This is a genomic window from Mediterraneibacter sp. (genome assembly GCF_030825015.1).
Taxonomy (GTDB): Bacteria; Bacillota; Clostridia; order Lachnospirales; family Lachnospiraceae; genus Mediterraneibacter.
Window position 1 is genome coordinate 245,058 of the sequence record NZ_JAPJQP010000001.1, and the last position, 11,564, is coordinate 256,621.

At 38.4% G+C, this 11,564-nt stretch carries 14 protein-coding genes, 1 tRNA gene and 1 other annotated feature; of the genes, 11 read left to right on the forward strand and 4 right to left on the reverse strand.

The genetic code is table 11. From position 1 onward, the window contains the following. Positions 1–2 precede the first annotated feature (2 nt). From ispF to RCH61_RS01160, 9 genes are all read left to right on the forward strand, one after another. Positions 3–554: a 2-C-methyl-D-erythritol 2,4-cyclodiphosphate synthase gene (ispF, locus tag RCH61_RS01120; RefSeq protein WP_306479623.1), complete on the forward strand. Its 552-nt coding sequence runs from the start codon at positions 3–5 to the stop codon at positions 552–554. Then, on the forward strand, positions 555–1,748 hold the full coding sequence (locus RCH61_RS01125) for a GNAT family N-acetyltransferase (protein ID WP_306479624.1): 1,194 nt from the start codon (positions 555–557) through the stop codon (positions 1,746–1,748). Between the two features lie 109 nt (positions 1,749–1,857). Then, positions 1,858–2,079, forward strand: a binding site (T-box leader). Positions 2,080–2,151: 72 nt separating this feature from the next. After that, a complete protein-coding gene (gene epsC / locus RCH61_RS01130) occupies positions 2,152–2,838 on the forward strand; it encodes a serine O-acetyltransferase EpsC (protein WP_306479625.1) in 687 nt (228 codons plus the stop codon). Next, a complete protein-coding gene (gene cysS, locus RCH61_RS01135) occupies positions 2,825–4,231 on the forward strand; it encodes a cysteine--tRNA ligase (RefSeq protein ID WP_306479703.1) in 1,407 nt (468 codons plus the stop codon). Before epsC ends, cysS begins: the two co-directional genes overlap by 14 nt. Further along, positions 4,216–4,683: a Mini-ribonuclease 3 gene (locus RCH61_RS01140; RefSeq protein ID WP_306479626.1), complete on the forward strand. Its 468-nt coding sequence runs from the start codon at positions 4,216–4,218 to the stop codon at positions 4,681–4,683. The genes cysS and RCH61_RS01140 overlap by 16 nt, the downstream gene beginning before the upstream one ends. Beyond that, positions 4,664–5,440, forward strand: a complete 777-nt coding sequence (gene rlmB / locus RCH61_RS01145) for a 23S rRNA (guanosine(2251)-2'-O)-methyltransferase RlmB (protein ID WP_306479627.1) — start codon at positions 4,664–4,666, stop codon at positions 5,438–5,440. Before RCH61_RS01140 ends, rlmB begins: the two co-directional genes overlap by 20 nt. A 36-nt stretch (positions 5,441–5,476) precedes the next feature. Continuing rightward, positions 5,477–6,103, forward strand: a complete 627-nt coding sequence (locus RCH61_RS01150; protein ID WP_306479628.1) for a sigma-70 family RNA polymerase sigma factor — start codon at positions 5,477–5,479, stop codon at positions 6,101–6,103. Between the two features lie 33 nt (positions 6,104–6,136). Further along, complete coding sequence (gene dtd / locus RCH61_RS01155) at positions 6,137–6,583, forward strand: D-aminoacyl-tRNA deacylase (RefSeq protein ID WP_306479630.1); 447 nt, start codon at positions 6,137–6,139, stop codon at positions 6,581–6,583. A 65-nt stretch (positions 6,584–6,648) separates the two neighbouring features. Further along, positions 6,649–6,721 (forward strand) — tRNA-Thr (locus RCH61_RS01160). 115 nt (positions 6,722–6,836) lie between these two features. Here the strand turns inward: RCH61_RS01160 and RCH61_RS01165 are convergent. Both RCH61_RS01165 and RCH61_RS01170 read right to left on the reverse strand, forming a co-directional pair. After that, positions 6,837–7,232, reverse strand: coding sequence for a hypothetical protein (locus RCH61_RS01165; RefSeq protein WP_306479631.1), 396 nt, complete (start codon positions 7,230–7,232; stop codon positions 6,837–6,839). A 59-nt stretch (positions 7,233–7,291) separates the two neighbouring features. Beyond that, a complete protein-coding gene (locus RCH61_RS01170) occupies positions 7,292–8,104 on the reverse strand; it encodes a MerR family transcriptional regulator (protein ID WP_306479632.1) in 813 nt (270 codons plus the stop codon). 82 nt (positions 8,105–8,186) lie between these two features. Between RCH61_RS01170 and RCH61_RS01175 the strand changes: the two genes are divergently transcribed. Beyond that, positions 8,187–8,807 (forward strand): GNAT family N-acetyltransferase, encoded by a 621-nt coding sequence (locus RCH61_RS01175; protein ID WP_306479633.1) that lies wholly within the window; start codon positions 8,187–8,189, stop codon positions 8,805–8,807. Positions 8,808–8,948: 141 nt separating this feature from the next. Here RCH61_RS01175 and RCH61_RS01180 read toward each other — a convergent pair whose 3' ends face one another. After that, positions 8,949–9,137 carry a hypothetical protein gene (locus RCH61_RS01180; RefSeq protein ID WP_442920436.1) on the reverse strand — a complete coding sequence of 63 codons (189 nt, stop codon included), beginning with the start codon at positions 9,135–9,137 and terminating at the stop codon, positions 8,949–8,951. Between the two features lie 387 nt (positions 9,138–9,524). Here RCH61_RS01180 and RCH61_RS01185 point away from each other — a divergent pair, with 387 nt between their 5' ends. Then, complete coding sequence (locus tag RCH61_RS01185) at positions 9,525–9,878, forward strand: hypothetical protein (RefSeq protein WP_306479634.1); 354 nt, start codon at positions 9,525–9,527, stop codon at positions 9,876–9,878. Between the two features lie 85 nt (positions 9,879–9,963). On the opposite strand, the gene RCH61_RS01190 is transcribed toward RCH61_RS01185, so the two are convergent. Continuing rightward, entirely contained in the window at positions 9,964–11,433 is a 1,470-nt protein-coding gene (locus tag RCH61_RS01190; protein ID WP_306479635.1) for a sodium-dependent transporter, read from the reverse strand. Between the last annotated feature and the right edge of the window lie 131 nt (positions 11,434–11,564).

An 11,564-nucleotide genomic window follows, 5' to 3' on the forward strand; every position in this document is an offset into this window, starting at 1 on the left:
CGATGCGGGTAGGTATGGGATATGATGTTCACAGGTTGGCGAAAGACAGGAAGATGATTTTAGGCGGAGTAGAAATTCCTTATGAAAAAGGTCTTCTTGGTCACTCGGATGCAGATGTACTTGTTCATGCCGTTATGGATGCTCTTTTAGGAGCTGCTGCGTTAGGGGATATCGGAAAACATTTTCCGGATACAGATCCGGCGTATAAAGGAATTTCAAGTATCCTGCTGCTTAAGCATGTAGGGAAGTTGTTGGATGAGAATGGGTATACGATTGAGAATATTGATGCGACAATTATAGCACAGCGTCCGAAAATGCGGCCGTATATAGATACAATGCGTCAAAATATTGCGGATGCTCTTTGCATCGAGACCGATCAGGTGAATGTGAAAGCGACAACAGAGGAAGGTCTTGGATTTACAGGCGAAGGAGAAGGCATTTCCTCGCAGGCGATTTGTGCGATTGAGAAGTATATGAATTACAGCAGTGTAGATATGACTCCGGAACATAGAATGTGCAGCGGATGCTGTTCGCAAGGTGGAGGGATTGAGTAGATGATCATTCGCAAGATGATGCAGAGCGAGCATGCGCTTACCCGAGAATTATGGGAAGAGGTATTTCCTGAAGATACGAAAGCTTTTTTGGACTATTATTATTATATTAAAGCGGCGAAAAACAGGATTTATGTTGTGGAGGAAGATGAAAAGATCTGTTCTATGCTTCAACTGAATCCTTATGAGATCAAGATTGGCAGTATGACGTTTCCATCAGAATATATTATTGCTGTTGCGACGAAAAAAGAATATCGTAGTAGAGGATATATGCGTGGGTTACTGAGTGTTGCTTTGGAAGAGATGTATGCAGAAAAAATGCCGCTTACATTTTTGATGCCTGCAGCGGAGGCGATTTATACGCCGTATGATTTTCGGTATATTTATAGTCAGTACGTTCAGAAAATCATACCGGATGAGGAATGGGACTCTCGTTTTGCATGTCGGCCGGCGGGAGAAGGAAAACTGGAATTTTCTGATGCCGGATTATGGGATGCCGAGGAAATGACTGCTTTTTTTGAAAAATATTTTTCGGATTATTGGCAAGTCTATGCGAAGAGAGATGCTGCTTATTATCAGACAATGATCTTAGAACAACAAAGTGAGAAAGGCGGCGTCAGGCTTATGAGAGAAGACGGCGTTTTGAAAGGGTTTTATGCATATGCGTTTGAGGATGGTCTTGAGGTGAGAGAACCATTGTACTTGAAGAAATATGAAGATGAATTTGAAAAGTCACTATGGCAGCTTTTGAAACAGAAATATGTTAAGAAACCAGGGTACGAGGGAGAGAAAACAGAGAAGCCGATAAAGATCTATGCGTCTTTGTCCGCAGAAAATTCAAATATACATCCGATGATTATGGCAAGAATTGTGTGTTTACCAGAATTCTTAAAAGCAATGACGGTTTCAGAAGGAGAAACGCTTAATTGTTCTTTTGCGGTGATTGATCCGATTTTGCATAAAAACAGCCGTGTGTGGCGGTTGACGAGTGAAGTGGGGGAAGAGAGGATTCATGTGCGGGAAACAGAGGATTCCCAAGGCGTCTTTCCGATTGCAGATCTGACAGAATATTTGTTTGGCAGGATCGGGCTGGAAGAATTGAGAGACAGAGAAGGCGTGTTGTATACAAATCAGCTCGGCGAAGAGTTGGAGAAAATAAAAAAACTGGAAAAAGTATATTTTAATGAGGTTGTTTGATTGAAAAAAGAGTGTGAAAGGCAGAAAAAACAAGACATCAAAAGAAAGCGGTATTGACAAAAACGGGGAATTTGCATAATATAAATTATATGTTGAAAAGTTGAAAAATAAAAAAGCAGAGAACGGAAAGAGTAACAGATGACAGCGGTTCACAGAGAGAGAATGTCGGAGGCTGAAAGCATTCTTGTACTTGTCTGATTTGTGAAGTGCATCCGGGAGCTGATTAGGTGAAGTGATAAGTAGCCTGATCCGTTTGGCATACGTTACAGGCTATTGAGTGAAAGAAAAATCTTTTAATAGAGTGGAACCGCGGAAAAACTTCGTCTCTGAATGGAGACGGAGTTTTTATGTTTTATGCAGTATGGCGAATAAAGTGGAACAAAAAATTTTGTGGGAGAACAAAATGGGTATTATATCTTATATCAAGGAAGAAATTCAAGTTGTGCGGGAAAGAGATCCGGCAATAAAATCAAATATGGAAGTTTTACTATATCCGAGTTTTCGTGTAATACTCAGATATAGGGTAGCCCATAAGTTGTATTTGAAGAAACATTATTTTTGGGCAAGATGGATTTCCCAGAGAGCCGCGCGAAAAACAGGGATTGAGATCCATCCGGGAGCGACAATCGGACGAGGATTGTTTATCGATCATGGGAGCGGTGTTATTATCGGTGAGACAACGGTGATCGGTGATAATGTGACTCTTTATCAAGGGGTGACTTTGGGAGGAACAGGAAAAGAGCAGGGAAAACGGCATCCTACGCTGGAAGATAATGTAATGGTAAGCGCCGGAGCCAAGATACTTGGATCTTTTACGATTGGAGAAAATTCGAAAATCGGAGCCGGATCGGTTGTGTTGGAAGAGGTTCCGCCGAATTGTACAGTCGTTGGAGTGCCCGGACGTATTGTTAAGATGGATAATAAGAAGGTGCCAAGATCGGATATGGATCAAGTTCACCTTCCGGATCCGGTGTTGTCGGATATTAAGAAGCTTCAGGAAGAAAATTTGAGGCTGCATAAAGAATTAAAACATTTGGTGAAAGAGATAAGATGTGTGGAAAGGAAAGAAGATTATGATGAAGATTTATAATACACTGTCAAAAAGGAAAGAAGAATTTGTGCCTTTGGAAGAAGGTAAAGTAAAAATGTATGTATGCGGTCCTACAGTATACAATTTTATTCATATAGGAAATGCAAGACCTATGATCGCATTTGATACGGTGCGTCGTTATTTTGAATATAAAGGTTATGAAGTGAATTTTGTATCCAATTTTACAGACGTAGATGATAAGATCATTAAGAAGGCGATTGAAGAAGGCGTTACTGCGGATGAGATCTCAAAAAGATATATTGCAGAATGCAAGAAAGATATGGAAGCGATGAATGTAAAGCCGGCAACAAAAAATCCGCTTGCAACAGAAGAAATATGCGGTATGGTAGATATGATTTCCACTTTGATCGAAAAAGGATATGCTTACGAAAAGAACGGAACAGTGTATTACCGTACAAGAAAATTTGAAGGATACGGAAAATTGTCTCATAAGAATCTGGATGATCTTCGCTCAGGAGGAAGATCTCTTCTTGTTACAGGAGAAGACGAGAAGGAAGATCCGCTTGATTTTGTTCTTTGGAAACCGAAAAAAGAGGGAGAACCTGCATGGGAATCGCCGTGGAGTGAGGGACGTCCGGGTTGGCATATTGAATGCTCAGAGATGTCTAAAAAATATCTTGGAGAGCAGATTGATATTCATGCCGGCGGGGAAGATTTGATCTTTCCACATCATGAAAATGAAATTGCTCAGAGCGAAGCTGCGAATGGAAAGGAATTTGCAAAATATTGGATGCATAATGGATTTCTTAATATTGACAATAAAAAGATGTCAAAATCATTGGGAAACTTTTTCACAGTAAGAGAAATTGGAGAAAAATACGATCTTCAAATTTTAAGATTTTTCATGTTAAGCGCACATTACAGAAGTCCGCTTAATTTCAGTGCAGAATTAATGGAAGCAGCAAAAAATTCTTTGGAGAGAATTATTACTGCGGCAGATAACTTGAAATTCCTTATCTCGAATGCATCTGAAGAGAAGATGGCTGAGTCGGAGAAAGAGTTGTTTGAAAAATCAGCGGAATATGTAGATGCCTTTGAGCGGGCAATGGATGATGATTTCAATACAGCGGATGCGATTGCTGCAATTTTTGATCTTGTTAAATATATAAATACAACTGCCGACGGCACAAGATCAAAAGAATATTTAGAAAGTCTGCTTGACAGATTGTGTTTGCTGACAGATGTACTTGGAATTATCGTAACAAAAGAAGCGGAAATGCTGGACTCTGAAATTGAAGAGATGATAGAAAAAAGACAGGCTGCCAGAAAAGAACGAAACTTTGCCTTGGCAGATCAGATCAGAGATGAACTTTTGGCAAAAGGGATTATTCTTGAGGATACGCGAGAGGGAGTAAAATGGAAAAAAGCATAGAGCATGGATTTGAGTATTATATGAGCCAGATTCCGGGAATGAAGCAGGCAGATCCAAAATCGAGTTCGCCGCTCGTTTTAGCTTATATCGGGGACTGCGTCTTTGACCTTATCATTAAAATGAAAGTGGCGGGGCGGGGAAGCAGACAGGTTCATAAGCTGCACGAAGAGACAAGCAGATATGTACAGGCGTCCGCGCAGTCATTTATGATGCGGGCGATGCAGGAGCATCTTACAGAAGAAGAACATGCCGTATATCGAAGAGGGAGAAATGCACGGAGTGTTTCTCCTGCAAAAAACCAGTCTATTACGGATTACAGAAGAGCAACAGGGTTTGAGGCGCTGCTCGGTTATCTTTATTTGAAACAAGAATATGAGCGTCTCATCAAACTTGTAACGATTGGATTGGAAAGTATAGAGAAGGAATTGGAAAATGGAGAAAACAATAGCTGATAGAGCAGAAGAAACGAAAGAGCATACATTAGTCATCGAAGGGCGAAATGCAGTATTGGAAGCGTTTCGTTCGGGAAGAACGATCGATAAATTGTTTGTGTTGGACGGATGTCAGGACGGACCGGTACGAACAATCGTGCGGGAAGCAAAAAAGCATGGTGCGATTTTGAATTTTGTCAGTAAAGAAAGGCTGTCTCAGCTTACGCAAACCGGAAGGCATCAAGGTGTTATCGCCTATGCTGCCGCCTATGATTATGCTGAAGTCGACGATATGCTTGAACTTGCAAAAGAGAGAGGAGAAGATCCGTTTTTGATCATACTGGACGGGATTGAAGATCCTCATAATTTGGGAGCGATCATAAGAACCGCAAATATTGCCGGGGCTCATGGAGTGATCATTCCAAAAAGAAGAGCTGTCGGACTGACGGCAACTGTGGCTAAAACATCGGCAGGAGCGTTGAATTATACTCCGGTTGCAAAGGTGACAAACCTCGTAAAGACAATGGAGGAATTGAAGGAAAAAGGAATTTGGTTTGTCTGCGCTGATATGGACGGACAGGAAATGTATGATCTGAATCTTACAGGTCCGATTGGACTTGTCATTGGAAACGAAGGAGATGGCGTCAGCAGATTAGTGAAAGAAACTTGCGATTTTGTGGCGGCAATTCCGATGAAAGGTGAGATTACTTCTCTGAATGCTTCTGTGGCAGGAGGTGTTCTTGCCTATGAAATCGTCAGACAGAGACTTGCAAAATAAGACAATTAAAGCAGCGTTTGAAGGGTGTTTTAAAGGATGGAACAATATGATAAGTTGACGGATGAGCAGTTGATCAAAAAACTGCGTTCCGGAGATCGCAATGTGACGGATTACCTGATGGATAAGTATAAAACGATGGTTCGGAAGAAAGCCCGCGCAATGTATCTGATCGGAGGAGAAACGGAAGATCTTATTCAGGAAGGGATGATCGGGTTGATCAAAGCGGTCAGAGATTTTGACTGCAGTTTGGGTGTTCCCTTTTCCGGATTTGCAGAAACGTGCGTGCTTCGGCAAATGTACAGCGCTATTGAAGCGTCAAAGCGGAAAAAACATATGCCGCTGAATTGCTACATTTCTCTTTATGAAGAAAGCGAAACGAATAAAAACGGGACCAAGCTTCCATTGATCGACCTGATCGAGCCTGATCGTGAAAATAATCCTGAAGCATTGTATTTCGGGAAAGAGTATACGGAAGCTTTTATCGAACAGTTAAAAGAAAAATTAAGTCCGATGGAAGAGCATGTTCTTTATCTGCATTTAATGGGAACAGATTATAAAAAAATTGCAGAATTACTTGAAAAAAGCCCGAAATCGATTGATAATGCAATCCAGAGGATTAAGAAAAAAACAGAAAAAATGCTTAAGACAGGGGTGAGAACCTGATAAAGTCGACGGTGAGAAAGCAGGTAAAAGGTTATGAAATTTGTAATACAGAGAGTGAAAGAAGCGTCTGTGAAAGTAGAAGAAAAACTGATTGGGAAGATAAGGAAGGGATATCTTGTGCTGATCGGAGTGTCAGATACTGACACAGAAGCAACTGCAGATAAGATGATCAAGAAAATGATTGGACTTCGGATCTTTGAAGATCAGAATGGAAAAACGAATTTGTCGTTAGCCGATGTGGGAGGAAGTCTTCTGCTTGTATCTCAGTTTACGCTTTATGCAAATTGTAAAAAAGGGAATCGTCCAAGCTTTATTGAAGCCGGAGCGCCGGATAAAGCAAATCAATTATATGAATATATAATTGAAGAATGTAAAAAAAGAGAATTAAATGTACAAACAGGACAATTTGGAGCGGAGATGGAAGTGAGTCTGATCAATGACGGTCCGTTTACAATTTTGCTTGATTCAGAAACATTATAATATGATTCTCTTGACAACTACTGGTTAATCGGTGTATATTTATCATGCGTTTCAGTTACGCATAAGCTGTCTTGGCGCAGTCGGTAGCGCGTCGCCTTGGTAAGGCGGAGGTCGGGGGTTCAAGTCCCCTAGACAGCTTTGGAGAAGATACCAAAAATCGGAAATATTCGGTTCTTGGTATTTTTATTTTTAATAAAATCTTATATCTAATTTTTGATTATTCGCATAAACACTATACTTTCAAGCATTATTATTAAGGAGTATCGTCAGATTTTATTGACTCTTTAATCTCATAAATTTTTGATTTTATGTAACTTTTCCCATTTTTTTGATACCTATACCATGAAATTAAGATACAAACCATTAAAACAATGAGCGTTAAAAATATTGGGTATTGGAAATCCCCAAATTTAAGCATCAAGAGCATAACGCAAGCAGAAAGAACTGTTGATATTATGTAAATAATTTTCGTGTACTTATATACAAAATCATCGTTTAGAGATAAGAAATATTTATCCCATTCAAATGCTGATTTATGTAATTGTTTACCTTTGAATATGAATGACAATATAATACACACTAATGCCACACCTTTGGTTATTAAAACTTTTGCAAGCACAATTACTGCCAGTAATAATAATTTCATCATTAAAATTCCTCTCCTTTTATTTTGATACAAAAAGTATAAACTATACACGAACTGTAAAGTCAATGTTTTTCATCAATCTTAATCATAATTTTTGTAATATAATCAGCTTCATTAGAAATAACAAAATCATTCAAACCGACTTCATAAGCATAGCCAGTAAGCTGTAGATTGTTTTTTGCGGCATAATCCAACATTTTTTGATATAAGGCTGGTAATTTATCCCATTTACCCTTTTGATATCCGCAAAGATATTTTCCTTGCGGCTTTATAAGATTATTCGAAACAGATTTTTTATTCAAGGCAATCGTATATATTCCCTCATATTTATCAAAGTTCATCTTAGATACATTATCAAGAGAAATAAAACTTCCCATTCCCATTCGTATCTGTTCTATTTTCCATATATCTTTCAAGCGAGAAAAAATTTGTGATATATCATCTTCTGAGAAATCATAAGGATAGACTAAAAGTCTTTCTGATTTACATTCTTCAATTCTGATTTCCTGTTCCTGTAAAGTCTCACAAAAAATGATTTTTTCCTTTTTTTTCTGTATTACAGTTTTAATATCTTTCAGCCTTTGAATTTGTTTGTCAATTTCTTTTTCTTTCACATTCACAATTTTTAAGAAATCAGCAGGTGTAGGATTTTTTCGATAGGTTTCAATTTCCTCAATACTCATATTTAATTCTTTCAGCATACGGATATATTCAAAATCTATACTTTGTGAAATATCATAATAGCGATAACCATTTTCAGCTTTGGTAAGCGGACGAAAAAGACCGATTTCATCATAATAGTGTAATGTACGTTTATTTACTTCATGTAGTTTTGCAAATTGTGCGGTTGTTAACCTTTTAATTTCTTTTTTCATTTTTTATATCTCCTTATTGACATTACAGTCACTGTATACTTTATCATACATGATATAAATGATGAAAACAAGGAGAAGAACAATGCAAATAGAATTACGAGAATATCAAAAACAAGATTTCAAAGCTTTAGAAACTATTATCAGAGAGACTTGGCATTATGATGATTTCAGCAGTCCAAAAACAGCGATTAAATTAGCAGGAGTATTTTTAAGCAGTTGTTTAACAAACTATACTTTTTCAAGAGTAGCGGTAGTTGACGGAAATGTGGCAGGTATTATATTGGTTAACAATATCGCTAAGCATAAATGTCCGATTTCTAATCGACTATTACAGGTAAAGTCAATCATATCCCTATACCTTTCAAAAGAGGGGCGGAGTGTTTCAAAAATTTTTGGTAATGTCAATGGAATAGATAAGCAATTACTAAACGAAAACAACAAGGATTATCCAGCAGAACTTGCCTTATTTGCCGTAAGTTCTTCATGCAGAGGAAAAGGGATTGGAAAAATTCTTTTTCACTCAGCACTAGATTACATAAGGCAGGAAAAGTTGAAAGAATTTTATTTATTTACGGATACAAGCTGTAATTATGGTTTCTATGAACATCAAGGAATGAAAAGACGATTAGAAAAGGAACACATATTTAATATCAAAGGACAACAAGCAGCAATGAATTTCTTTATCTATGACTATCAATGTTAGAGATAGCGGTTACCTGTTTTTCCTCTTGATTACCCAGCACAGAAAAGAAAAAGCCTTGTCAAGAGCTTGTTGCCATTGGTGGTGTTTTGCACTCTTGATCGGGCTTTTTATTTGCTGTATCTTCTCGCAAGAGGAAAAGGATTACTCGTCCTCATCATTAAAATGGTTATTCCTTAATACTTCCCGTAAAAGTTCCATATCTTCTTTTAAATTTGGGTTTATCATTTTCACAACTTGATAAGGCGTCTTATACTTATGCCCCTCTATGCTTTCCCCGAACATCTCCATGCCATATAAATCATCATAGCGGTCTAACAGTTTTTGAAACATTTACCACGATTTTAACCACGTTTGATAGAGAGAATATAAGAAGATAGCCCTAGATATGTGATGTTTACCACAAAAGCAAAATGCTCGTAGAGCCGATAAAATAAGGCTTTGCGGACATTTAAGAAGACTTAAAAAGATAGTCAAAAAGATATCTATAATTTATAAAAACAGATTGTTAGAATAAAAAGCTTTGTTGTTTTGTTGAAGTTTCTGATCATTATAGGTGAATGCTCTGCTTTAGACATTCCTTTTTTTATCTAAAAATATAGAAAGCAGTTTAAAGATAGAAAAATGCAAGAATTCCTGTCATTTTCTGTTCTTTTTTTCCTTATATGATATACTTGTACAAAAATCAGTGGTGATTTTCGCTATGGGGCGGAGGAAAAGATGAGAATAGGAAGAGAGGAACTAGAAGATTTAAAAGAAGGATTGGAAAAATTAACATATTTTATCAGAGTAATGGAAGGTGGAGAATTACCGGATTTTTATCGGTATTTTGATACAATGAAAAACAATATTAATATTTTCTTTTATTCAGGATGTGATGATATTGAAGATTTTTTCCCTATATTAGAACGGGATTGGAAAGCGTCGCATATGATGTTCATTGGTGTACAGGACTACGATCTGCGGACAGAACATCCGGGAATCGATCCAACGGTATGCCTGTATTTTGCAAGGCTTCTAGCAGATGTCGGAAAGTATTTTGAAAGGGGAAGGTTAGAGTTTGTAAAAGAATAAAAGATACAGAGAAAAAAAGAAAGTTCTTCAAAAAATTTCAGAACTTTCTTTCAACTCTTGAATGGGAAATGGATTTTTTATGTAGTTACCGCAATGAACGCTGCTTTTTCTTCCGTGTGACGGAAAATACAAGGAGCAGGAAAGCGAATGCCACAGCCATCCATACACCGAAGACAACATTGCCCTGCGAATGGAATTTATCGTAGTAACCCTTCAAGTAGATAATAACAACGATCCATGGAAGAACGTATGTCATATATTTGCGGATAAATTGAGGAAATTTTAAGCCGTTTCCTGCATTTGCTTCCTGTATGAAGTTATCCCATCCCCAACCGTTTTTGTGTGTACAAAACATTAGATATATGACAGAGCCGAGAGGAAGGATGTTGTTTGATACAAGGAAATCTTCCAGATCCATGATGTTTGAACCACTTCCGAGTGGCTGAATTCCTGATAAGATATTGAAACCAAGAATGCAGGGAATGCTCAGTATCGTAATAAGTAAAATGTTGATCCCGACAGATTTTTTGCGGCTGAATCCAAACAAATCGATGCCGAAGGAAACAATATTTTCAAATACCCCTACGATTGTTGATAAAGCGGCAAAAAAGAGGAACAGGAAAAACAGGGCCCCCCAAAGTCTTCCGGCTGGCATTTGTGTGAAAATGTTCGGAAGAGTGATAAATACAAGCCGCGGACCAGCATCCGGCTGCACGTTGAAGGCAAAACAAGCAGGAAATACGATCAGTCCGGCAGTGAGTGCAACACAAGTGTCCAGCATAAGAATACTCAGAGATTCTCCGGTAAGTGAGCGGGATTTATCTAAATAACTTCCGAAAATTGCCATCCCGCCCATTCCAATACTCAGTGTAAAGAAAGCTTGGCTCATCGCGCCGAATACGACATTTCCGATTCCGTTTTCGATCAATTTTCCGAAATCCGGGACCAGGTAGAACTTAAGACCTTCGGCAGAACCAGGAAGGGTTACGGATCTTATGGCAAGTACAATCATGATCGCTAACAGACAGAGCATAGTAATTTTCATGATTTTTTCAACGCCTTTTTGGAGACCGATACTGCAGATCCAAAAAGCGAGCAGGATTACGAGAATCGTCCAAAAGGTCAGCGTGACAGGAGATTGCAGCATGGCGTCATATTTTGTGGAAACAATGGTGGAATTTATTCCGGTAAATTCCCCTTTTGCCATGCGAAAACAGTAGTAAAGCATCCATCCGCCAACCATGGAGTAAAACATTACGAGGAGATAGTTTCCAGCGATCGCAAACCATCTTGTAAAATGCCAGCGAGTTCCTTTAGGTTCAAGCACATTATAAGAAGTGGCGATGCTCTTTTGACTTGCCCGTCCCACACTGAATTCACATACGATGATCGGAAGTCCGAGTATGATCAGAAATAACAGGTAGATTAAAATAAATGCGGCACCTCCGTATTGTCCTACCATGTAAGGAAATTTCCATACATTTCCGAGCCCGATAGCACAGCCGGCTGATACAAGGATAAAGCCGAGTCGGGAACCAAAATTTTCTCTTTTCATAATTAAAAACCTTTCTTTGTCTTTGTGTGATGAAGTGATATCTATTTGGGATATCAAATGAAATATGCCGCTGGAAATGAAATGTTTAAATCGAATTTTCCGGGCAGCGGGGATATTGTATCACATCAACG

Excerpts from the sequence above, each read along its gene's own strand:
- RCH61_RS01180 (WP_442920436.1), bottom strand. The coding sequence starts at position 9,137 with ATGTTTCAAAAACTGTTAGACCGCTATGATGATTTATATGGCATGGAG.
- RCH61_RS01150 (WP_306479628.1), top strand. The coding sequence starts at position 5,477 with ATGGAACAATATGATAAGTTGACGGATGAGCAGTTGATCAAAAAACTG.
- RCH61_RS01175 (WP_306479633.1), top strand. The coding sequence starts at position 8,187 with ATGCAAATAGAATTACGAGAATATCAAAAACAAGATTTCAAAGCTTTA.
- RCH61_RS01125 (WP_306479624.1), top strand. The coding sequence starts at position 555 with ATGATCATTCGCAAGATGATGCAGAGCGAGCATGCGCTTACCCGAGAA.
- RCH61_RS01170 (WP_306479632.1), bottom strand. The coding sequence starts at position 8,104 with ATGAAAAAAGAAATTAAAAGGTTAACAACCGCACAATTTGCAAAACTA.
- RCH61_RS01140 (WP_306479626.1), top strand. The coding sequence starts at position 4,216 with ATGGAAAAAAGCATAGAGCATGGATTTGAGTATTATATGAGCCAGATT.
- rlmB (WP_306479627.1), top strand. The coding sequence starts at position 4,664 with ATGGAGAAAACAATAGCTGATAGAGCAGAAGAAACGAAAGAGCATACA.
- RCH61_RS01165 (WP_306479631.1), bottom strand. The coding sequence starts at position 7,232 with ATGATGAAATTATTATTACTGGCAGTAATTGTGCTTGCAAAAGTTTTA.
- RCH61_RS01190 (WP_306479635.1), bottom strand. The coding sequence starts at position 11,433 with ATGAAAAGAGAAAATTTTGGTTCCCGACTCGGCTTTATCCTTGTATCA.
- RCH61_RS01185 (WP_306479634.1), top strand. The coding sequence starts at position 9,525 with ATGAGAATAGGAAGAGAGGAACTAGAAGATTTAAAAGAAGGATTGGAA.
- dtd (WP_306479630.1), top strand. The coding sequence starts at position 6,137 with ATGAAATTTGTAATACAGAGAGTGAAAGAAGCGTCTGTGAAAGTAGAA.
- ispF (WP_306479623.1), top strand. The coding sequence starts at position 3 with ATGCGGGTAGGTATGGGATATGATGTTCACAGGTTGGCGAAAGACAGG.
- epsC (WP_306479625.1), top strand. The coding sequence starts at position 2,152 with ATGGGTATTATATCTTATATCAAGGAAGAAATTCAAGTTGTGCGGGAA.
- cysS (WP_306479703.1), top strand. The coding sequence starts at position 2,825 with ATGAAGATTTATAATACACTGTCAAAAAGGAAAGAAGAATTTGTGCCT.